The organism is Micromonospora sp. NPDC049175, assembly GCF_043197345.1.
Taxonomy (GTDB): domain Bacteria; phylum Actinomycetota; class Actinomycetes; order Mycobacteriales; family Micromonosporaceae; genus Micromonospora.
This window is the reverse complement of sequence record NZ_JBICSY010000001.1, coordinates 1171839-1192779: the sequence shown is the minus strand read 5'-3', so window position 1 is coordinate 1192779 and position 20941 is coordinate 1171839. Positions and strand designations below refer to the sequence as shown.

Below are 20941 nucleotides of genomic sequence, written 5' to 3'. Positions count from 1 at the left end.
GTCCGCCGTGCCACGACCAGACGCGAGGGGGTACGGGCCGACATGTCCGCCGGGGTGCACACGGTCGCGGTCATTGGCGCGGGCAAGATCGGCGAGCTGATGCTCTCCGGGCTGCTGCGCTCGGGATGGCCGGTGGACCGGCTGCTGGCCACCGCCCGCCGGCCGGCCCGCGCCGACGAACTGACCGCCCGCTACGGCGTACGGGTCGTCGACAACCTGACCGCGGTGGACGAGGCGGCGGTGCTCGCGGTCTCGGTGAAGCCGCAGGACGCCGCCGCGCTGCTCGACGAGATCGGCCCCAAGGTGCCGGCCGACAAGCTCGTCATCTCGCTCTGCGCCGGCCTGCCCACCAGCTTCTTCAACCGCCGGCTGCCCGAGGGCACCCCGGTGGTCCGGGTGATGACCAACACCCCGGCGCTCGTCGACGAGGCGATGACGGCGATCTCGGCGGGCGCGCACGCCACCGGGGCGCACCTGGCGCTCGCCGAGGAGATGTTCAAGCCCCTCGGCCAGACGATCCGGGTGCCCGAGTCACAGCAGGACGCGGTCACGGCGCTCTCCGGCTCCGGGCCCGCCTACTTCTACCTGCTGGTCGAGGCCATGATCGACGCGGGAATCCTGCTGGGGTTGCCCCGGCAGGTGGCGCACGAGCTCATCGTGCAGACCGCCATCGGTTCCGCCGTGATGCTGCGGGATTCCGGGGAGCACCCGGTCAAGCTGCGCGAGGCGGTCACCTCGCCGGCCGGCACCACCATCTCCGCGATCCGCGAGTTGGAGAAGCACGGCGTACGGGCGGCGCTGCTCGCCGCGCTGGAGGCCGCCCGGGATCGTGCCCGGGAGCTGGCCGCCCAGGCCGACTGACCCGCTGGCCGTTCGGGGTGGGACGGCCGCAAACCGGGTGGCCGTTGGGGTGCGTCGCGGGGCCGTGCGTGCCGCATACTGGCCCGGTGTTCACACTTGCCCAGGCCCGGCACCTGGTGGCTACCCTGCAGCCGCGCATCGACGAGTTGATCCGCGTCCGGGCCGACCTGACCGAGCTGCGCGTCGACCTGGCCGACCACGGTGTGAGCGCGCTTGGTGGGCTGGCCGAGGTCAAGGGGCTGGAAGCCCGACTGCACGCCGTCGTCGACGAGCTGCACCAGCACGACATCCAGGTCAAGGGCATCGCCCCGGTCCTGCTCGACTTTCCCGGCGAGCGCGACGGCCGTGCCGTGCTCTGGTGCTGGCTGGAGGGCGACTCCGACGTGCGCTGGTACCACCGTGCCGAGTGCGGCTTCGCCGGCCGCCGCCCGCTCTGACGCCGTCCGTCCGCCGGCCGCGCTGACCCGCCCGTCCGCCGGCCGCGCTGACCCGTCCATCCGCCGGTCGCGCTGACGCCGCGCGCCGCTTGCCGGCGGCGCCGAGGGCCGGGTTGAGCCCTTGATCCACTCGGGGTCTTGAAAGTCGCGGCATCAGGCCTTGCCGGACACCGCGACCTCCGGGAACCCGAGTGGATCAAGCCGGGCCGAGGGCGTCAAGCCGGGCCGGGGGCGTCACGCCGTGCGGCGGGCGGCGGGGCGTGCGGTCAGCCCGCGGCGGAGTCCGGCAGTGCCGGGCTGACGGCCTCGGTCACCGCGAAGACGACCACGTTGTCCCGGTAGTGCCCCTTGCGCCGGTCGAAGTCGCCCCCGCAGGTGACCAGCCGCAACTCCGCTCCGGGCGTCGGACCGTAGACCACGTCGGTCGGGAAGCTGTCCTTACGGGTACGCAGCGACCCGGTCACCCGGAACGCCAACCGCTGCCCGCCACGCCACACCTCGACCCGGTCGCCGGGCCGCAGCTCACCGAGCCGAGCGAACACCGCCGGGCCGCGTCGCGAGTCCAGATGCCCGGCGAGCACAGCCGGGCCGGTGTCGCCGGGCGCCGGGCCGCCGCCGTACCAGCCGGCGGTGTCGAAGTCGGTGGGCGGAATCAGCGCGCCGGCGCGGTCCAGGCCCAACACGGTGAGCGCGGAGTCGACGTCGATGCGCGGTATGCGTACCCGGGTGGGTGCGGGACCGTGCGGCGCGGGCGTGGCGGCCACCGACGGGCAGTGGTCACCGCAGCCGGGGTGCCAGCTCGCCGCCGGCGGTGGCGGCGAGGCGGTGGTGGCCAACCCGACGCCGGTGCCGGCGGCGAGGCAGACCGCCGCGCCGGCCGCGACAAGCGCGGCCAGTGGCCGGCGGTCGCGGTGCCGACGGATCGACGGGTCCGGCCCGGCGTTCACCAGGTGGTGCGCCGCCGCCGACGCCAGAGCAGCAGGGCCACCGCGCCGGCGAGCGCGGCCAGAGCGCCGGCCACCAGGGGGTACGCGCCGAACCCGGTCGCGGCGGTGCCCCCGGCGCCGGTGTCCACCCCACCGGCCGGGACGACGGCGCCGCCCTCGGCGTCGCGGCGCAACTCGGCGGTGAGCCCGCCCTGCTTCGCGTCGAGCACCAGCAGCGAGTAGACCGCGCCGCCGGTGAGCCGCACCTCGGCGTCGGTGCTCGGCCCGTCGGCGCCCGCCAGCCGCAGCCGCCAACTGCCCGGCTCGACCTGCTCGTACTCGGTCGTGGAGGCGAACTGCACGTCGTTGGCGATCATCGGACCGTTCGCGGCGGCCACGTCCAACACCGGGGTACGCACGGAAGCCTGCACGACGCGCACCTTGGCGCGGCCCTGCGTGGGCGCGCTGAGGTCGTCGTTGAGCACCCGCAGGCCCAGGTCCGCGTGTCGGCCGACACCGGCCACCGTGTACGCGTCGCCGCTGGTGACCGCGACCTCGGTGGTGAGCACCGGGGGGTCGCTGGCGGGAGCGCCGGCCTCCCGCATCGCCACCGCGTACCGGCCCGGCGCCAGTTCCAGGTAGTCGGAGACCACGCCGTACCCGACCCCTTCGAAGACCTGTGGTTTCGTGGCGTTCGGGGCGGTCAGGTAGACGTCCACCGCCGGGGTGTCGGGGGAGAGGTGGGCGAGCCGGACGTATCCGACGGTGTCCGCCCCGGTCGCGGCGGTGGCCGGCGTCGGCGTGCCGGTGGCGGCCAGGGCGGTGCTGAGCAGGAGCGCGCCGGAGCCGGCCAGCAGCCGGCGGGTGGCGGTACGGAGCGTGTGCATCTCGCCTCCGGAAGCACGGTTGGTGAGCGGGCGGCAACCCAGAGAACAGAGTCCCGTTTACAGGACTCCAGCGCAAGTTGCCCACGCGATGTTTTCTGTCGCCGTCCCGACCCTCGCCCGCGTCGGCACGCAGGCGTGCGACGTCTCGCTACCGCTCCCGGACGGCGAGGAGGCCGAACAGGTCGGGGACTCCACCCGGGCCTGCCTCGGCGACCCGGACCAGCCGCAGACCGGCGGCCCCGATCGCGTTGACCAGGTCGGCGAGGGGGAGGTGCCAGGCTCCCACCCGGACCCGCACGCCGCCGGTGTTCCAACTGTCGAAACTGCGGGACCGGTCGGCGTACCGCTGGTCGACCACCACCCTCGGATGCTGGCCCCAGTCGGCGAACGCGCCCACGAAACACGGGTGCACGCCCACGTGCACGAAACGTCCGCCGGGGCGCAGCACCCGGGCGACCTCGCGGACCAGGGCCGGGTAGTCGGGCATGTCGGTGCTGGCCAACACGCACATCGCGGCCGGCAGCGACGCGTCGACGACCGGCAGGGCCGTCGCGTCGCCCTGGGTCACCGGCAACCGCCCGCGCGCGTGCCGCAACTGCCCACCGGACAGGTCCACGCCCATCGGCGTCCACCCCAGACCAGCCGGTACGGCCGCGTGCGCGCCCGTGCCGCAGCACACGTCGAGGCAGACGCCCTCGCCCGGCCCGAGCAGGTCCGCCACCGTCGCGTGCACCCGGCGGAGATAGTCACCCGCACCCGAGACGAAGCCCTCGTACCAGTCCGCGTGGGCGTCGTACGCCGGCGCGCTCGTCGTTCCCATCCACCGATGCTAGGGATCGGCGCCGCGCCTCAGGTGTCCGTTCTGCCGAGGGCAGAGGTGGCGCCACCCGCGTCCGCCGCCGCCCTTCGGGCCGCCGCACATCGTCGCGCTGGCCTATTCTCGGTCGATGCGAGATCGCCGGGTGGCGCTGGTGTGGACGGCCTTCGTCGTCGTCGCACTGGTGTCCTGCGTGCTCGTCCTGCGCCGCGACGACCGCCTCTCCGACCTGCACATCTACTACGGCGCACTGTCCGACCTGCACGCTGGTCGCCCGCTGTACGAGTTCCGGGCGGCCAACGGCGGGCCGTTCACCTACCCGCCGTTCGCCGCGCTCGTGCTGGGTCCGATCACCGCCGTGCCGGAGGGCGTACTCCAGGGGATCTGGCTGGTGGCGACGTGCGCGGCGGTCGTCGCCATCGCCGGGGCGGTGGGTGTCGCGCTGCACACCCGGCGGTCCCGGCGACCGCTTGTCGTGGCGGTGGCCGCCACCGTGCTGATGCTCTCCGCGCCGGTGCAAAGCAACCTGCGCTTCGGTCAGGTGAGCGTCTTCATCGTGCTGATGGCCCTGCTCGACGGGATGGGCGTCGGTCCGCCCCGGCTGCGCGGGATGCTGGTGGGGGTCGCCGCGGCGATCAAGCTGACCCCGCTGCTGTTCGTGGTCTACTTCCTCGCCACCGGCCGCTATCGTGACGCCGCCCGCGCGGTGGCGACATTCCTGGCCTGCGCGGGTCTCGCCGCGCTGGTGCTGCCCGCCGAGAGCGTGACGTACTGGACCGAGGCCGTGCGGCAGACCTCACGCATCGGCAACCTCGCCTCGCTGGGCAACCAGTCCCTGCACGGGATGTTGCTGCGCGTCGGCGTCGACGAGACGACGTTGCCCCTGCTCTGGGCCGGTCTGGTGGCACTCGTGTGCGCGGCGGCGCTGCTGCGGGCGCGACAGTTGGCGGCGCGGGGCCGCCCGGGTCACGCGGCCGTGCTCGTCGGTTGCGCCACCATCGCCGCGTCCCCGGTGTCGTGGACCCACCACCAGGTGTGGCCGGTGCTCGCCGCGATGCTGCTGATCGGCGCGTCCGGTGTCACCCAGCGGGCCGCCGGCGTGGGGCTGCTCGCCGCCATGGTCGTCTCGTTGGGCGCGGTCCTCAGCCCGGTGTCGACACGGCCGGGTGTGCAGTTCCTCTTCGAGAACGCCCGCGCGATCGGGGTGAGCCTGCTGTGCCTGGTCGGCTTCGGCGGTGTCGCGGTCGCCGCCCGCCGGACGTCGCGCCGGCCGACCGGCGGGCGGGGCTGGTTGCGGGTGGGCGTCACGGCCACGGTGGCGGTCGCGTTCTTCGCCGTGCAGCCGTTGCCCGCCGGGGCGGATCCCACCTTCAAGGCGTACGCCCTCGACGACGTGGTCAACCCGCGCTACTTCTTCGTCTGCCGTGGCCCGGTCGAGTGCGCCGCCTACGGCACCGGCGCGCCGGTCACCTTCGGCACCCGCGCCGAGAAGACGAAGGTCCGGGTCAACGGCGTGGTCTCCCCGCAGGTGAGCCGCCTGGAATACTATTCGGCGCCCGGCGGGGCGCCCCGGGCCATCCCGCTGCTCGACGCGTACCCGGGAAGCCGGACGTTCTCGTTCCGCTCGGCGAGCATGGCGCAGGGGCGGCTCGTCGCGTACGCCTCGGACGGACGGCCGATCGCCAGCTACGACGAGGAGTTGGCCGCCGCCCTCCGTGCCACCACCCGGTGACGGGGGAGGGCGGCGGCGTCGCTCAACGGGTCGCCGCGGCCAGGGCGGCGCGCACCTTGTCGGCCTCAGCAGGTGCCGGGTGCTCCCAGTCGGTGGGGCTGGCGGAGTAGAGCGTGCCGTACGCCGGGGTGTCCGGCTGGTAGCGCCACCCCTCGGCGAGCGGGCCGGCGTCCACCGCGTCGTAGCCGATCCGGTCCAGGAAGGCCGTCACCTCGGCCTTCGCGGCGGCGTCGTCACCGGCGATCGCGAGGGCGCTGCGGTCGGTAGCGCCGGCCGGCCGGGGGAGCGCGGCGAGACCCTTGTAGTAGATGTTGTTGAAGACCTTGACGACCCGGGACTCCGGCAGGTGCCGCTGGAGCAACTCGCTGCTCGTGGTCTCGCCCGAGTCCAGTTCCGGGAAGGTCCCGTCGCGCTGCGGGTAGTAGTTGTTGGTGTCGATGACGACCTTGCCGACCAGTGGCTCCACGGGCACCGCGCGGTACGCCTTCAGCGGCACCGTGACCACCACCAGGTCGCCGACCTGCGCCGCGTCCTGTGCCGTGCCGGCGCCGGCGTGCTCGCCCAGCTCGTCGACCAGATCCTTGAGCGTCTCCGGGCCGCGCGAGTTGCTCAGCACCACGTCGTAGCCGGCGTCCACGGCCAGCCGGGCCAGGGTGCCGCCGATGTTGCCGCTGCCGATCAGTCCCACAGTTGTCATGTTGGTTCCCAACTCCGTCCACCCGCGACGCATTCCCGACCAGTCCGGTGGGTAATTCCGGTTGCCGCGCGAGCCGGCAACATCGCGCTCGATCCGAATCTAGTGGCATCCGAAAGGTCGGGGGCCGCTACATCCAGGATCGAGCGCGATCAGGGTGGAGCCAGGCGTGTCCGGCCGACTGGCCTTCAGGCGGGGAGGGCCTTGTCGATTGCGGCCCGGAGGTCGGCGTCGTCGGGGGTGACCGTGGGGGCGAAGCGGGCGGCGACAGTGCCGTCCGGGGCCACCAGGAACTTCTCGAAGTTCCACCGGACGTCCCCGGTGTGCCCGTCGGCGTCCGGGGTGTCCACGAGTGCGGTGTAGAGCGGGTGCCGGTTCGGGCCGTTGACGTCGACCTTCTCGGTCAGCGGGAAGGTCACCCCGTAGTTGACCTGGCAGAAGTCGCTGATCTCGGCGGCGCTGCCCGGCTCCTGGCCGGCGAACTGGTTGCACGGTACCCCGAGCACCACCAGGCCGCGCTCGGCGTAGGAGTCGGCGAGCGTCTGGAGGCCGGCGTACTGCGGGGTGAGGCCGCAGCGGGAGGCCACGTTGACGACCAGCAGGGCCTTGCCGCGGTAGCGGGCCAGCTCGGCGGGGCCGCCGTTGAGGGCGTCGATCGGGATGTCGAAGACGGTCATGGCCCGAGGCTACGCGCCGACCGTGTGGCGGCCCGGAGGCGGGCGGAGCGGGTGTAATCCGCCCATCACCGCAAATCGAAACATGCACATCTTGACGAAGTGATGACGCCGTGAGTACCGTCTCACCATCTCTTTTGGAAAGTTTCCTAACAGTTCGGGAGACGCCTCATGAAAAGATCGCTCCGCCGGGCCCTCTGGGCCGGTGCCGTGGTCGCCGTGACCGTCGCAGCGGTGCCGATGACCACCGCGTTCGGCGCCGGCAGTGTCACCACCACGTTCACCAGAGCACAGGACTGGGGGACCGGTCACGAGACGAGGGTGACCGTCACCAACGGGTCGAGTGCCGCCGTCGCCACCTGGCGCATCGAGTTCGACCTGCCGTCGGGCACCACCATCAGCAGCGCCTGGGACGCCGACGTGACGAGCAGCGGCAACCACTACGTCGCGGTCAAGAAGAGCTGGGCCGGCGGCCTCGCCCCGGGCGCCTCGTTCAGCTGGGGTTACAACGGCAGCGGCGCCTACAAGGCGCCGCTGAACTGCACAGTCAACGGGGCTCCCTGTGGCGGCGGCACCCCCACCAGCCCGCCGACCACGAGCGCACCGACCACCGCGCCGCCGACCACGGCGCCGCCCACCACCGCGCCACCCACCACGGCGCCGCCGACCACCACCCCGCCGAACCCGGGCGGCAAGAAGGTCGTCGGCTACTTCGCCGAGTGGGGCGTCTACGGGCGCAACTACCACGTCAAGAACATCCAGACCAGCGGCTCCGCCGCCAAGCTGACCCACATCCTGTACGCCTTCGGCAACACCACCGGCGGCCGCTGCGCCATCGGTGACAGCTACGCCGACTACGAGAAGGCGTACACGGCGGCGGACAGCGTGGACGGCGTCGCCGACACCTGGGACCAGCCGCTGCGCGGCAGCTTCAACCAGCTCCGCAAGCTCAAGCAGCTGAACCCGCACCTCAAGGTGATCTGGTCGTTCGGCGGCTGGACCTGGTCCGGCGGCTTCACCCAGGCCGCACAGAACCCGGCCGCGTTCGCCGAGAGCTGCTACAACCTGGTCGAGGACCCGCGCTGGGCGGACGTCTTCGACGGCATCGACGTCGACTGGGAGTACCCGAACGCCTGCGGTCTGACCTGCGACACCAGCGGCCCGAACGCGTTCAAGAACGTGATCGGCGCATTGCGGTCGAAGTTCGGGTCCAGCGCCCTGGTCACCGCGGCCATCACCGCGGACGGCAGCAACGGCGGCAAGATCGACGCCACCGACTACGCCGGCGCCATCGGCAACCTCAACTGGCTGATGCCGATGACCTACGACTACTTCGGCGCGTTCGCCGCCCAGGGCCCCACCGCCCCGCACTCCCCGCTCACCTCGTACACCGGCATCCCGCAGCAGGGCTTCAACTCCGACGCGGCGATCCAGAAGCTCAAGAGCAAGGGCGTCCCGGCCAACAAGCTGCTGCTCGGCATCGGCTTCTACGGCCGCGGCTGGACCGGTGTCACCCAGGCCGCACCGGGTGGCAGCGCCACCGGGGCGGCGCCGGGCACCTACGAGGCGGGCATCGAGGACTACAAGGTCCTCAAGAACACCTGCCCGGCCACCGGCACGGTCGCCGGCACCGCGTACGCCAAGTGCGGCAGCAACTGGTGGAGCTACGACACCCCGTCGACGATCAACGGCAAGATGACGTACGCGAACAACCAGGGCCTCGGTGGCGCGTTCTTCTGGGAGCTCTCCGGTGACACGAGCAACGGCGAACTCATCGGCGCCATCAAGGGCGGTCTCGGCTGAGTCACAGGCCGGCGCACCACCCACACGCTGGGGAGGAGCCCGCACCGCTCCTCCCCACCGGTGAGACGACGGCCCGGTCGACGCCAAGCGTCGGCCGGGTCGCCGTCGTTGGGGTCTGGGCAGCTCGATGTGACAGACTCGCGGCGCGGCAGGTCTCGATCTCACCGTCGAGGAGGTGGTCATGCGCCCGACCCACCGCAGGCTCGCGGCAACCGCCGCCGGGCTGGTGCTGCTGCCGGCCGCCCTGGTCGGGTGCGGGATCGGCCACGACGACAAGGTCAAGCCGCCGGCCGCACCCGCGCCCAACCCCGCCGAGGAGGCCACCACCCGCTCCCGGGAGCGCGTGCAGGCATACCTCGACGCGATGACCGCTAAGGACGTCGCCGCCGGCCGGAGTCAGCTCTGCGCCCTCCTGCACGACGCCTTCGACCTGGCCGCCACCAGCCCCAACGGCGACTTCGCCGATCACTTCCAGGTGCCCGAGGCGGCCATCACCGACATCCGGTCCGGTCCGCTCGGCCAGGAGGTGAGCGTCTCGGTCTCGGTCACTGCCGGCAAGGTCACCGTCGCCCGGCCGCTGGTGTTCACGGTGACCCGTCAGGGCAGCGACTGGTGCATCGCCGGGGAGTCGCCGGGCGGCGAGGCCGCCACGCCGACGCCGACCGGGGCCGTCCCGACCCGCGCGTCCTGACCATCGTCCGGCGGGTTGATCTCCCATCTGCCGGAACCGTCCCCCTCGCCCCCCGCGCGCCCCGACCGTCGCCGTACGCTTTCTGTCATGCGCCATGAGTGGCATCAGCTGAGCCATCCCGCGGTAAGCAGCCCGGGCCTGCAGACCAGTCGACCGACAGCCGACTCCGCCGAGGACGCCGCGCTCGGCCTGGACCGGTGGCGGGAGCTGCCCCGCGAGCAGGTCCCGCCGTGGTCCGACCCGGCGGCCGTCGCGGCGGTCTGCAAGGTCCTCGACACCGTGCCGTCGGTCGTCGCGCCCTACGAGGTGGACCAGCTCCGGCAGAAGCTCGCCCTGGTCTGCGAGGGCAAGGCGTTCCTGCTCCAGGGCGGTGACTGCGCGGAGACGTTCGTCGACAACACCGAGAGTCACCTGCTGGCCAACGCCCGCACCCTGCTCCAGATGGCGATCGTGCTCACCTACGGCGCGTCGCTGCCGGTGGTCAAGGTCGCCCGGGTCGCCGGGCAGTACACCAAGCCCCGCTCGCTGCCCACCGACGCCCGGGGTCTGCCCGCGTACCGCGGCGACATGATCAATTCGCTGGAGACCGATCCGGTCGCCCGGGTCGCCGACCCGCAGCGCATGATCCGGGCGTACGCCAACTCGGCGGCGGCGATGAACATGCTCCGGGCGTACCTCGCCGGTGGGCTCGCCGACCTGCACGCCGTGCACGACTGGAACAAGGGCTTCGTGAAGACCTCCCCGGCGGGGGAGCGCTACGAGGCGATCGCCCGGGAGATCGACCGGGCGATCGCCTTCATCCGGGCCTGCGGGATGACCGAGGACGACGCGCTGCGGACGGTCACGCTCTACTGCTCCCACGAGGCCCTGGCCCTGGAGTACGACCGGGCGCTCACCCGGGTCTCCGACCGCCGGGCGTACGGGCTCTCCGGGCACTTCCTCTGGATCGGCGAGCGCACCCGGCAGATCAGCGGCGCGCACATCGACTTCATCTCCCGGATCGCCAACCCGATCGGCGTCAAGCTCGGCCCGACCACCTCGCCGGACGAGGCGATCGAGCTGTGCGAGAAGCTCAACCCGGACAACATCCCCGGCCGGCTCACCCTGATCAGCCGGATGGGCAACCACCGGGTACGCGACGCCCTGCCGCCGATCGTCGCCAAGGTCACCGCCGCCGGCGCGAAGGTGGTCTGGCAGTGCGACCCGATGCACGGCAACACGCACGAGTCGTCGAACGGCTACAAGACCCGGCACTTCGACCGCATCGTCGACGAGGTGCTCGGCTACTTCGAGGTGCACCGGGGGCTGGACACCCACCCCGGTGGCCTGCACGTCGAGCTGACCGGCGAGGACGTCACCGAGTGCCTCGGCGGCGCCCAGGGCATCGAGGACCTCGACCTGCCCGACCGGTACGAGACCGCCTGCGACCCCCGACTCAACACCCAGCAGTCGTTGGAGTTGGCGTTCCTGGTCGCGGAGATGCTCCGTGGCTGACGCGCGGAGTGAGCTTGCGAGCCCCGCAGTCGGCAGCCGAAGGGACAACAGTGGCTGATCTGTTCGTGGACCTGCGCTCCGACACGGTGACCCGGCCCACGGCCGGGATGCGGGAGGCGATGGCCACCGCCGAGGTCGGTGACGACGTCTACGGCGAGGACCCGACAGTCAACGCGCTGGAGGCCGAGGTCGCCGCGCTGTTCGGGCACGAGGCGGCGCTGTTCGCCCCGAGCGGGTCGATGGCCAACCAGATCGCCCTGCAACTGCTGGTGTCGCCCGGCGACGAGCTGCTCTGCGACGCCGACGCGCACGTGGTCACGTACGAGATCGGCGCCGCTGCCGCGTACGGCGGGATTTCCTCGCGGACCTGGCCCGCGGTCGGCGCGGACATCGACCCGGAGAGGGTGGCCGCGATGATCCGGCCGGACGGCTACTTCGCCGTCCCCACCCGCGCGATCGCCGTCGAACAGACCCACAACCGCGGCGGTGGCGGGGTGATTCCGCTGGCCACCCTGCGGGACCTGCGCGGCGTCGCCGACGACGCCGCCGTCGCGTTGCACTGCGACGGCGCCCGGATCTGGCATGCGCACGTCGCCGACGGGGTGCCCCTGATCGAGTACGGGCGGCTCTTCGACACGCTGTCGGTGTGTCTGTCCAAGGGCCTCGGCGCCCCGGTCGGCTCGCTGGTGGTGGGCAGCGCGGAGAAGATCGAGCGGGCCCGGATGATCCGTAAGCGGATGGGCGGCGGCATGCGTCAGGCCGGCATCCTCGCCGCCGCCGGCCGGTACGCGCTCGCGCACCACATCGACCGGCTGGCCGACGATCACGCGAGGGCGGCCCGGCTCGCCGAGACCGTCGCGCCGTTCGGGGTGCTGGCCACCACGGCCCGCACCAACCTGGTCGCACTCGACCTGACGAAGCACGCACTCGACGCGCGTGCCCTGGCCGCTGCCGCGCGGGCCGAGGGCGTACTCGTCTCGGTGCTCGGCCCCCGCACCGCCCGTCTGGTCACCCACCTCGGCCTCGACGACGCGGACATCGACCGAGCGGTCGCAGCCCTACCCCGCATCCTCGACCAGTCCTAACCCACCCCACCGACCCCACCCCACCCCCGCCTCACCCTGTTGATCATGAGGTTATTGCCGCTCGGATCGGCGTGTCGTGGCTATAACTCCATGATCACCGCGCGGGCGAGGCGGGTGGGGGCGCCTGGGGAGGGGGTTGGGGTTAGCGGGTTAGGCGGGTGAGGGTTGTTATGTCGGCGGCGTGGCCGAGCTGCTTCTCGCTCGGGGTTTCCACCACGATCGGGATGCCGGCGGTGGCCGGGTGGGCCATCAGCTCGGCGAAGGCGGGCTCGCCGATGGTGCCCTTGCCGATGTTCTCGTGCCGGTCCCGGGTGGAGCCGCACAGATCCTTCGAGTCGTTGGCGTGGACCAGCCGCAGCCGGTCCGCGCCGACAGTGGCCACAAGCGTGTCCAGGGTCGCCGTCATGCCGCCCTCGGCCGCCAGGTCATGGCCGGCGGCCCAGGCGTGGCAGGTATCGAAGCAGACCCCGAGCATGGGGTGCCCGTCCACCGCGTCCAGGTAGGGCCCGAGCTGCTCCACGCGGGAGGCCAGGGACCGGCCACCACCGGCGCTCGGCTCGACAAGCAGCATCGGCCCGCCGACGTCGGCGGCCCAGTCGAGCAGCGGCAGCAACTCCCGGCGGACCTGCCGCATCGCCGTCTCGGCGTACCCCTCGTCCACCGAACTGCCCGCGTGGAACACCACCGCCCGCGCGCCGATCGCCACGCCCCGACGAAGCGCGTGGGCCAGGGTCTGCGCCGACTTCTCGACCGTGGCCGGGGTGGGCGAGCCGAGGTTGACGAGCAGTGAGGCGTGGATGAACGCCGGAATGCCCCGCTCGGCGCAACCCTCGCGGAACAGGGCGTCCTGGCCCGGGTCTCCGTCGGGCAGCGCCCAGCCCCGTGAGTTGGAGACGTAGACCTGCACCACCTGGGCGCCGGTCGCGTCGGCGTACGGCAGGGCGGCCTTGGCCAGCCCACCCGAGGTCGGCGTGTGCGCGCCCACCGGACGCGAGGTGACCGCCGGCATCAGAAGCACGTGAGGGTGACCGGGGTGCCCGGCGGCACCTGCGAATTCTCACCCGGGAGCTGGATCCGGACCACGGCGTTCGGGTTGACCGCGACCGTCACCGGGAAGCCCTGGCTCTCCAACACCTGCTTGGCCTGCTGACACGGCAGGTCGACCACCCGGGGCACGGCGACCGCGGCCGGGCCCTTGCTGACGTCCACCTTTACCTGGGTGCCCTTCTCCACGCCGGCACCGTCGGCCGGGCTCTGCCCGAGGATCTCGTCCCGGGGCTTGTCGGAGTCCTTGTAGGTCTCCACGAGCACCAGGTTGAGCTGGGCCAGGGCGGCGCGAGCGTCGTTGAGGTTCTTACCGACCAGGTTCGGCACCGTCACCGGCGCCCTGCCCCGGCTCAGAATGAGGGTGATCTTCGCGCCGGGTTTGACCTCGGTGCCCACCGGGGGGGCGGTTTCCAGCACGACCCCGGCCGGCAGGCTGTCGTCGTAGCGGGGGGCTCCCTTGGCCACCACCAGCTTCACGTTGACCAGGTCCGCCTCGGCGAGATCGAACTCCTTGCCGATCACGTCCGGCACGGGGAAGCGTTCCGGGCCGAGGGAGAGGGTGAGGGTGATCGTGCCACCCTTGACGATCTTGGTAGCCGACGCTGGGCTCTGCCCCAGCACGCTGTCCTTCGGGGCCTGTTCGTCGAAGCGCGGCTCACCGTACTTCAGGGTGAGCCCGGCGCTGTCGGCCTGCGCCTGTGCCTCGGCCTTGCTCAGGCTCACCAGTTGCGGGGCGTCCGTGTAGCGGCCGACGCCGAACCACCAACCCCCGAGCGCGGCCACCAGGCCCAGCGTCACCACCACCGCCGCGACGGCCAGCCGGCCGCGCGGGCTCGCCAGCAGCGTGCCGCGCAGCGCCGCGAGTCGGGACCCCAGGCCCTCCGCGGGTTCCGGAACGGCCCGCCGCCGACCCGGCCCCTGGCTGGCCCCCTCGGGCAACCGTGCCCAGGACGGGCGGTCGGTCGGGCGGATCGCCGCGACCACCATGGTCGGCTGGGAGAGCGGCTCGCCGCTCACCGGGCGGAGCACGGCGGTGTGGCTGTTGGCGTCACCCAGGCGATCCTTGGCGACCTGCACCTCGGCCAGCAGCGCGCCGGCGTCGGCGGGCCGCGCGGCCGGATCACGCCGAGTGGCGCGCTGCACCAGCTCGTCGAGGATCGGCGGCAGACCGGGCACCAGCGTCGAGGGCGCCGGCACGTCCCGGTCGACGTGCTGCCAGGCGACATCCACCGGGCGGTCCCCGTCGTACGGGACCCGGCCGGCGAGCATCTCGAACAGCACGATGCCGGCCGAGTAGACGTCGGTGCGGGGATCGGCGCGGCCCTCGGTGACCAGTTCCGGTGCGACGTACGCCACGGTGGCCATCAACTGGTTGCCCTGGTCCTCGTCGGCGCTCGCCTCGACCGCCCGGGCCAGCCCGAAGTCGGCCACCTTGACGACGCTGTCGACCAGATTGGCGACACCGCCGGTCGGGGCCTCGGCGACCAGCACGTTCTCCGGCTTGACGTCGCGGTGCACCAGCCCGGAGCGGTGCGCGGCGGCGATCGCGGCGAGCATCTGCTCGACGATGGCCAGTGCCTCGTCGGGGTTGAGCCGGCGTCGCTCGGCCAGCACGTCGCGCAGCGTGCGGCCGCGCACGTACTCCATCACCAGGTACGGCAGACCGGCGTGCGTGCCCTGGTCGTAGACCGCCACCACGTTCGGGTGGGTCAGCCGGGCGATGGTCTTCGCCTCGTCGGTGAACCGCGCCACGAAGTTGGTGATCCGGGCCCGGGCCTCGGGGGCCTGGGTCGGGTGGATGATCTTGACAGCGACGGTGCGCTCGAGGCGTTCGTCGGTGGCGGTGTACACGGTCGCCATGCCACCACGGGCCACGCGACCGCGAATGCGGTAGCGCCCGTCGATCAGCGAGCCCAGCAACGTGTCGGCGACCTGAGTGTCCATCGGCAGCGAGTCTATGTGTCCAGGGGGTGAAGGATGAACAGGATGCTACAGCCGGACGCCGAACGGGTCCGTCCCGTTGCGCTGCTCGTTTCCTCAGCCGCAGGTCAGCGGTGCCACAGGAGCGGTCGTCCGGGGTGCCGGTGGCCCGCCGCGACGGTGGCGTGGCAGGGTGGTCGGGTGACCGAACCCGTACCCGACCAGGCCGTGCCCAGCCTGGAGCTCGCCGGACCCGCCGACCCGGCCGGCTGGCTGACCCTGCCCGACGTCGCCGAGCGCCTCGACGTGTCGATCAGCAAGGTGCACCAGATGATCCGTGACCGGGAGTTGCTGGCGGTTCGCCGCGACGGCGTCCGCCGCATCCCGGCGGACCTGGTCGCCAACCAGACCGTGCTCAAGCACCTGCCCGGCGTGCTCAACCTGCTCACCGACAACGGTTACGACGACGAGGCCGCCCTGCGCTGGCTGTACGAGCCGGACGACATCCTCCCCGGTGGCACCCCGGCCACCGCCCTCTCCGGCGACCAGGCCCGCGAGGTGAAACGAAGAGCCCAAGCCCTGGGCTTCTAACCCCCCTGCCCCCGGCCCGCCCTCCCGCCTCCGGCCTCCCGCCTCCGGCCCTCCTGGGCCCCCGTTGATCATGAGGTTATTGTCACGACACGCCGAGCGCGTTGGCAATAACCTCATGATCAACGCCGGGGCGAGGGCCAACGCCGGGGGCGGGGGCGGGGCCCGGGCGGGTGGGTGGGTTAGTCGGCTCGGCGGGTTGCGGCGATGGCTAGGTCCACCAGGGCTTGGCGGGCCTCGGTGTCGAGGTCGGCGGCGGTCAGTGCCGTCAGCGCGGCGTCGGTGAGCGTGACGATCCGCTGCTCGGTGCGGGCCAGCGCCCCGCTCGCGGTGATCAGCTCGCGGAGCCGAGCCACCCCCTGCTCGTCCAGGCCAGGGTCGCCGAGTTGGCTGAGCAGCAGCTCGCGGCCGGCGTCGTCGGTGGTCTCCACGGCTGCCGCCACCAGGTAGGTGCGCTTGCCCTCGCGCAGGTCGTCCCCGGCCGGCTTGCCGGTCAGCGCCGGGTCACCGAAGACACCCAGCACGTCGTCGCGGAGTTGGAACGCCTCACCCAGCGGCAGCCCGTACGCCGAGTAGGCCGCCCGTACGTCGGCCGTCGCGTCGGCCAGTGCGGCGCCGAGCAGCAGCGGCCGCTCGACTGTGTATTTCGCCGACTTGTACCGGGCGACCTTGCTGGCCCGTTCCACCGAGGTGTCGCCGGTGACCTGCGTCAGCACGTCGAGGTACTGCCCGACGGTGACCTCGGTGCGCATCTCGTCGAAGACCGGTCGGGCCCGCGCCAACGACCACAGGTCCAGCCCCGCGGAGTGCAGCAGCTCGTCGGACCAGACCAGGCACAGGTCGCCGAGCAGGATGGCGGCGGCGTCGCCGAAGCCGTCCGGGTCACCGCCCCAGCCGGCCTCCCGATGCCGTGCGGCGAACCGCCGGTGCACCGCGGGCTCGCCGCGTCGGGTGTCGGAGCGGTCCATCAGGTCGTCGTGGATCAGGGCGCTGGCCTGGACGAACTCCAGCGCGGCCAGGGCGGTGAGCACCTGGTCGCTGTCGAGCCCACCCGCGCCCCGGAACCCCCAGTAGGCGAATGCCGGGCGGAGCCGCTTGCCGCCACCGAGCACGAAAGCCTCGATCGCCTCCGCCACCGGGGCCAGGGCGTCGTCCACGGCGGCGAGCCGAACCCGCTGGCCGGTCAGGAACTCGCTGAGGGCTTTGTCGACCCGCTGCCGTAGGCCAGCACGGTCGACGGGAGAGACGGGGGCAGCGTGGGTCACGCACCGACGCTAGCGGGTCGCCGTAACCCGCGCCGTACCGCCACGCGTAGGGCCTGGGTCAAAGCCCCTGGCCGGCCTGCGGCGGGGCCGGACGACGACCGGCCGCGTTGGAGGTTGGCCCGGATACGACACCGGGATCCGGGCCAACTTCCGCCCTACCGGACCGCCGTCTGGCCTCCGCCTCGGCTCGACCCAGGACTGTGACACGGGCCCTGGTCCCGTCGGTGCGGCCGGGACCGGTACGCCCCGCCGGTCGCGTGCCGGCCCCCGCCGTACGGCCCGCTCCGGGGGCTCGCGTCGCGCCGGCCCGGCGGGTGCCCGCGGCGGCCTCGGTGAGCGTCACCAGCGGCACGTCCAGGACGACGGCGAGCCAGCCGAGCCAGAACCCGCCCGGCACACGACGCTGCCGTTCCCACCTCGACACCTCGTGCCGGCTCAACGTCGGCACCCCGGCGGCGGCGCACAACTCGGCGGCGGCGCGCTGCTGGCTCCAGCCCCGGGCCAGTCGGTACCGGGCCAGCAGCGGGCCGAGCTGCGCCGGGCGCGGCGAACGGGGCGGGGTCATGGGTCCTCCTGGCGGGCGTCGGCGCGGTGACGACCACCCGCCCCGACCGGACGGGACCGGCGTCACCGCGTGTTGCTGACCCCCGCGCGGGACCCGGGCGCCGCCCCCGCCGCCCCTCCCACGCCACCCATTCCTACCCCCGGGGTACGACGCCTTCCGCCGCCGGACCCGGCGAGCGGTCCCGCCGGACCCGGCGAACGGCGCGGTAGGGGACCGCGAGGTGGAAAGCGCCTGGGCCGTGGTGGCGTCGCCCGCTAGAGTCGGGTCGTGGCGCTCGGTCTTCCCTCGGTACTCCCCAATCCGCAGCCGGCGATCGGGGAGCTCATTCGCGAGCGCCAACCGACCTTCTCGTTCGAGTTCTTCCCGCCCAAGACACCGGCGGGGGAGACGCTGCTCTGGCAGGCCATCCGCGAGCTGGAGTCGCTGCGCCCCTCGTTCGTGTCGATCACCTACGGTGCGGGCGGTTCGACCCGGGACACCACCGTGGCGGTGACCGAACGGATCGCCACCGACACCACCCTGCTGCCGATGGCCCACCTGACCGCCGTCAACCACTCCGTCGCCGAGCTGCGGCACGTGATCGGCCGGCTCGCCGGGGTGGGGGTGCGCAACGTGCTGGCGGTGCGCGGCGACCCGCCGGGCAACCCCGGCGGGGAGTGGGTCCGCCACGCCGAGGGCGTCGACTACGCCGAGGACCTGGTCCGCCTGGTCCGCGACGCCGGTGACTTCAGCGTGGGCGTGGCGGCCTTCCCGTACAAGCACCCCCGCTCACCCGACGTGGCAAGCGACACCGCGCACTTCGTCCGCAAGTGCCGGGCCGGCGCCGAGTTCGCGATCACGCAGATGTTCTTCGACGCCGACGACTACCTGCGGTTGCGCGACCGGGTGGCCGCCGCCGGCTGCGACACCCCGATCCTGGCCGGGGTGATGCCGGTGACCCAGATCGGCACCATCGAGCGGTCCGTGCAGTTGTCCGGCGCACCCTTCCCGCCGGCGCTGGCGGCCCGCTTCGAGCGGGTCGCCGACGATCCGGAGGCCGTCCGGCGGCTCGGTGTCGAGCAGGCCAGCGAGATGAGCCGCCGGCTGCTGGACGAGGGCGTGCCGGGCATCCACTTCATCACCCTCAACCGGTCCACCGCGACCCGCGAGGTCTGGCAGAACCTGAAGGCCGGCGCACGGGTGTGAAGGCCCGGTCTGCGACACCTGATGCCCGGCACGACGGTTGATCCGTGGTGGGCACACAGCTGAACTGGGACCAGTACGCGACGGCGTGGGCGCGGTTGCACGGTGGGTTCGACCCTCGGGTCGCGGCGCCTGTGGTGCGCGCGTGGCTGCGGTTCGCCTACCACGTCGGGTACGTGCTGGGGCGGCTGCGGGTCAGCCCCACCGCGGTCACCGTGGCCGGGGTGCTGCTCTGTTTCTGCGTACCGTTGCTTGTCGCCAGGCCGGGTGACGGGCCGTTCCTGGGCGCGTTGTTCGTGCTGCTCGCCGCCGTGGCGGACAGCGTGGACGGCGCGGTGGCGGTCGCCACCGGCCGCACCACCCGACTCGGCTACGTCTACGACTCGGTCGCCGACCGACTCGGTGAGGTGGCCTGGCTGCTGGCGTTCTGGCTGGTCGGCGCGCCGGGTGCGCTCGTCGTCGCGGGCGGCGCGCTGTCCTGGCTGCACGAGTACGTCCGGGCCCGGGCGGTCGCCGCCGGCATGCGCGACATCGGCGCGGTCACCGTCGGGGAACGCCCCACCCGGGTCTCGGTGGCCCTGGCCGGCCTGGTGGTCGCCGGGCTGGCCGGGCTGATCGAGGCGGACCTGGCCGCCGGCACCATCACCATGGCGACCGCGGTGTGGGTGCTGCTGGCCGGCTTCGGCCTCGGGCAACTGCTCTCCAGCATCCGCCGCGCCCTGCTCGACGCCGGCTGAACGGCGCCACCGCCTACCCGGCGCGCCACCGCCCACCGCCTACCAGGCGGGGCCGATCTCGTCGGCGACGATCTGTGCGGAGAGGGTCACCATCGGCAACCCGCCGCCCGGGTGGGTGGAGCCGCCCACCAGCCACAGCCCGTTCGCCGGCCCCCGGTTGGCGGGCCGGAGCAGCCCGCCGGCGGTGCCGTAGATCGAGCCACCTGGAGCGCCGGTCGCCGCGCCCAGGTCGGCGGGGGTACGGATCTCCCGGAACAGCAGCCGGTCGCGCACGTCCACGCCGCGCCGCGCCAGCACCTCCAGGATCCGGTCGGCGTACGCGTCGGCAAGCCCCGGGCGTCGCCAGTCGACGGCGCCCGCCGCGCTGCCGTGGCGGGGGGCGTTGACGAGCACGAACCACGCCTCGTGTCCGGCTGGGCGGACCATCGGGTCGTCGGCCACGGTGACGAACACCGTCGGGTCGACGGCCGGCCGGGCCCGTACGCCGCGTCCCGGGTTTCCGAAGACCGCGTCGAACTCCGCGTCGTAGTCGTCCGGGAAGAAGACTGTGTGGTGGGCCAGCCCGGTGCTGCCGGAGACACCGAGCAGCAACACGAAACCGGCGAGGCTGCGGTCGGTCAGCCCGGCCAGCCGACGCGGGTGCGGCAGCAGGTCACGGTAGACGGTCAACGCGTCCACGTTCGCCACCACCACGTCGGCGGGCACCGGCGCGGTGACGCCGGCGAGGCGTACCCCGTGCACCCGGCCGCCGGTGGCGTCGATCCGGGTGACCGTGGCGTCGGTCTGCACGACCACGCCGAGGTCCAGGCAGCGGGTCAGCAGCGCGTCGGCGAGTGTGCCCAGCCCACCGCGCAGGTACCAGCCACCGAAGGCCAGCTCGGCGTAGGGGACCGCGACCAGCGCCGCCGGCGCCCGGCGCGGGTCGGCGCCGGTGTAGGTGGCGTACCGGTCCAGCAGCATCCGCAGCCGCGGGTCGGACAGGTGCCCGCGGCCCAGCCCGCGCAGGGTGCGACCCGGGGCGATGGCGGCCAGGTCGCCGAGCCGCCAGGCCAGTGACGCGAGATCGCGGGGGGAATCGACGGTACGGCGCAGAATGTCGCGCTCGGAGGCCCGCCACACCCGTTCGGCGCGACGCCACAGCCGCTGCCAGTCGGCCGCCGCCCGGTCACCGAGGGCGGCCCCGATCCGGGTGGCGAACTCCACCGGGTCGGCGCACGAGTCCAGGGTCGGGCCACCGTCTCCGAAGACGTGCCGGACGATCGGGTCCAACGGGACCAGGTCCAGGTATTCGTCGAGCTTCGCCCCGGTCGCCTCGAACAGGTCGTGGAAGACCTGGGGCAGGGTGAGCAGGCTCGGCCCGGTGTCGAAGTGGAACGACCCGGCCGGGGTGTCGTGCGCGTACCTACCGAGCTTGCCACCGACCGTGTCGGCGGCCTCGAAGACGGTCACCTGGTGCCCGGTGGCGGCCAGCCGGGCGGCGGTGGCGAGGCCACCCACCCCGGCGCCGACGACCACGATCCGCGCCATGCCGCGCCC

20 protein-coding genes are annotated in these 20941 nt (G+C 73.0%); 10 read left to right on the top strand and 10 right to left on the bottom strand.

Annotated features, from left to right (window positions below; all coding sequences use genetic code 11):
• Positions 1 to 42: 42 nt before the first annotated feature.
• Both proC and ACGFH8_RS05000 read left to right on the top strand, forming a co-directional pair.
• On the top strand, positions 43 to 861 hold the full coding sequence (gene proC, locus ACGFH8_RS05005) for a pyrroline-5-carboxylate reductase (protein WP_393363499.1): 819 nt from the start codon (positions 43 to 45) through the stop codon (positions 859 to 861).
• An 86-nt stretch (positions 862 to 947) separates the two neighbouring features.
• Complete coding sequence (locus ACGFH8_RS05000; protein WP_393363496.1) at positions 948 to 1298, top strand: DUF2203 domain-containing protein; 351 nt, start codon at positions 948 to 950, stop codon at positions 1296 to 1298.
• A gap of 266 nt (positions 1299 to 1564) precedes the next feature.
• Here the strand turns inward: ACGFH8_RS05000 and ACGFH8_RS04995 are convergent, their stop codons facing one another.
• The 3 genes from ACGFH8_RS04995 to ACGFH8_RS04985 form a co-directional block, all read right to left on the bottom strand.
• Positions 1565 to 2245, bottom strand: coding sequence for a class F sortase (locus tag ACGFH8_RS04995; protein ID WP_393363493.1), 681 nt, complete (start codon positions 2243 to 2245; stop codon positions 1565 to 1567).
• Positions 2242 to 3111 (bottom strand): DUF4397 domain-containing protein, encoded by an 870-nt coding sequence (locus ACGFH8_RS04990; RefSeq protein ID WP_393363490.1) that lies wholly within the window; start codon positions 3109 to 3111, stop codon positions 2242 to 2244. The genes ACGFH8_RS04995 and ACGFH8_RS04990 overlap by 4 nt, the downstream gene beginning before the upstream one ends.
• Before the next feature lie 148 nt (positions 3112 to 3259).
• On the bottom strand, positions 3260 to 3931 hold the full coding sequence (locus ACGFH8_RS04985) for a class I SAM-dependent methyltransferase (RefSeq protein WP_393363487.1): 672 nt from the start codon (positions 3929 to 3931) through the stop codon (positions 3260 to 3262).
• A 127-nt stretch (positions 3932 to 4058) separates the two neighbouring features.
• Between ACGFH8_RS04985 and ACGFH8_RS04980 the strand changes: the two genes are divergently transcribed.
• Entirely contained in the window at positions 4059 to 5660 is a 1602-nt protein-coding gene (locus tag ACGFH8_RS04980) for a glycosyltransferase 87 family protein (RefSeq protein WP_393363485.1), read from the top strand.
• Between the two features lie 22 nt (positions 5661 to 5682).
• Here the strand turns inward: ACGFH8_RS04980 and ACGFH8_RS04975 are convergent, their stop codons facing one another.
• Together ACGFH8_RS04975 and ACGFH8_RS04970 are read right to left on the bottom strand one after the other, a co-directional pair.
• Positions 5683 to 6357: an NADPH-dependent F420 reductase gene (locus ACGFH8_RS04975; protein WP_393363482.1), complete on the bottom strand. Its 675-nt coding sequence runs from the start codon at positions 6355 to 6357 to the stop codon at positions 5683 to 5685.
• Between the two features lie 185 nt (positions 6358 to 6542).
• A complete protein-coding gene (locus ACGFH8_RS04970; protein WP_393363479.1) occupies positions 6543 to 7031 on the bottom strand; it encodes a glutathione peroxidase in 489 nt (162 codons plus the stop codon).
• Between the two features lie 168 nt (positions 7032 to 7199).
• Between ACGFH8_RS04970 and ACGFH8_RS04965 the strand changes: the two genes are divergently transcribed.
• The 4 genes from ACGFH8_RS04965 to ACGFH8_RS04950 all read left to right on the top strand — a co-directional run bounded on the left by ACGFH8_RS04965 (position 7200) and on the right by ACGFH8_RS04950 (position 12101).
• A complete protein-coding gene (locus tag ACGFH8_RS04965; protein WP_393363476.1) occupies positions 7200 to 8831 on the top strand; it encodes a glycosyl hydrolase family 18 protein in 1632 nt (543 codons plus the stop codon).
• A gap of 181 nt (positions 8832 to 9012) precedes the next feature.
• A complete protein-coding gene (locus tag ACGFH8_RS04960; protein ID WP_393363473.1) occupies positions 9013 to 9522 on the top strand; it encodes a hypothetical protein in 510 nt (169 codons plus the stop codon).
• An 87-nt stretch (positions 9523 to 9609) separates the two neighbouring features.
• Complete coding sequence (locus ACGFH8_RS04955; RefSeq protein WP_393363470.1) at positions 9610 to 11016, top strand: class II 3-deoxy-7-phosphoheptulonate synthase; 1407 nt, start codon at positions 9610 to 9612, stop codon at positions 11014 to 11016.
• A 50-nt stretch (positions 11017 to 11066) separates the two neighbouring features.
• Positions 11067 to 12101, top strand: coding sequence for a threonine aldolase family protein (locus ACGFH8_RS04950; protein WP_393363467.1), 1035 nt, complete (start codon positions 11067 to 11069; stop codon positions 12099 to 12101).
• A gap of 142 nt (positions 12102 to 12243) precedes the next feature.
• On the opposite strand, the gene ACGFH8_RS04945 is transcribed toward ACGFH8_RS04950, so the two are convergent.
• Positions 12244 to 13110, bottom strand: a complete 867-nt coding sequence (locus tag ACGFH8_RS04945) for a deoxyribonuclease IV (RefSeq protein ID WP_393363464.1) — start codon at positions 13108 to 13110, stop codon at positions 12244 to 12246.
• Positions 13110 to 15092: a Stk1 family PASTA domain-containing Ser/Thr kinase gene (pknB, locus tag ACGFH8_RS04940; RefSeq protein WP_393363461.1), complete on the bottom strand. Its 1983-nt coding sequence runs from the start codon at positions 15090 to 15092 to the stop codon at positions 13110 to 13112. Before pknB ends, ACGFH8_RS04945 begins: the two co-directional genes overlap by 1 nt.
• Before the next feature lie 177 nt (positions 15093 to 15269).
• Here pknB and ACGFH8_RS04935 point away from each other — a divergent pair, with 177 nt between their 5' ends.
• Positions 15270 to 15659: an Rv2175c family DNA-binding protein gene (locus ACGFH8_RS04935; protein ID WP_393363458.1), complete on the top strand. Its 390-nt coding sequence runs from the start codon at positions 15270 to 15272 to the stop codon at positions 15657 to 15659.
• Positions 15660 to 15838: 179 nt separating this feature from the next.
• Here ACGFH8_RS04935 and ACGFH8_RS04930 read toward each other — a convergent pair whose 3' ends face one another.
• Both ACGFH8_RS04930 and ACGFH8_RS04925 read right to left on the bottom strand, forming a co-directional pair.
• Entirely contained in the window at positions 15839 to 16921 is a 1083-nt protein-coding gene (locus ACGFH8_RS04930; protein WP_393363455.1) for a polyprenyl synthetase family protein, read from the bottom strand.
• A 58-nt stretch (positions 16922 to 16979) separates the two neighbouring features.
• The gene (locus tag ACGFH8_RS04925; RefSeq protein ID WP_393363452.1) at positions 16980 to 17486 is read right to left on the bottom strand and encodes a helix-turn-helix domain-containing protein; all 507 of its coding nucleotides are present in this window, start codon (positions 17484 to 17486) and stop codon (positions 16980 to 16982) included.
• 267 nt (positions 17487 to 17753) lie between these two features.
• Here ACGFH8_RS04925 and metF point away from each other — a divergent pair, with 267 nt between their 5' ends.
• A complete protein-coding gene (gene metF, locus ACGFH8_RS04920; RefSeq protein ID WP_393363450.1) occupies positions 17754 to 18671 on the top strand; it encodes a methylenetetrahydrofolate reductase [NAD(P)H] in 918 nt (305 codons plus the stop codon).
• A gap of 44 nt (positions 18672 to 18715) precedes the next feature.
• Complete coding sequence (locus ACGFH8_RS04915; protein ID WP_393363448.1) at positions 18716 to 19405, top strand: CDP-alcohol phosphatidyltransferase family protein; 690 nt, start codon at positions 18716 to 18718, stop codon at positions 19403 to 19405.
• A 39-nt stretch (positions 19406 to 19444) separates the two neighbouring features.
• Here the strand turns inward: ACGFH8_RS04915 and ACGFH8_RS04910 are convergent, their stop codons facing one another.
• On the bottom strand, positions 19445 to 20932 hold the full coding sequence (locus ACGFH8_RS04910) for a phytoene desaturase family protein (protein WP_393363446.1): 1488 nt from the start codon (positions 20930 to 20932) through the stop codon (positions 19445 to 19447).
• Positions 20933 to 20941 lie beyond the last annotated feature (9 nt).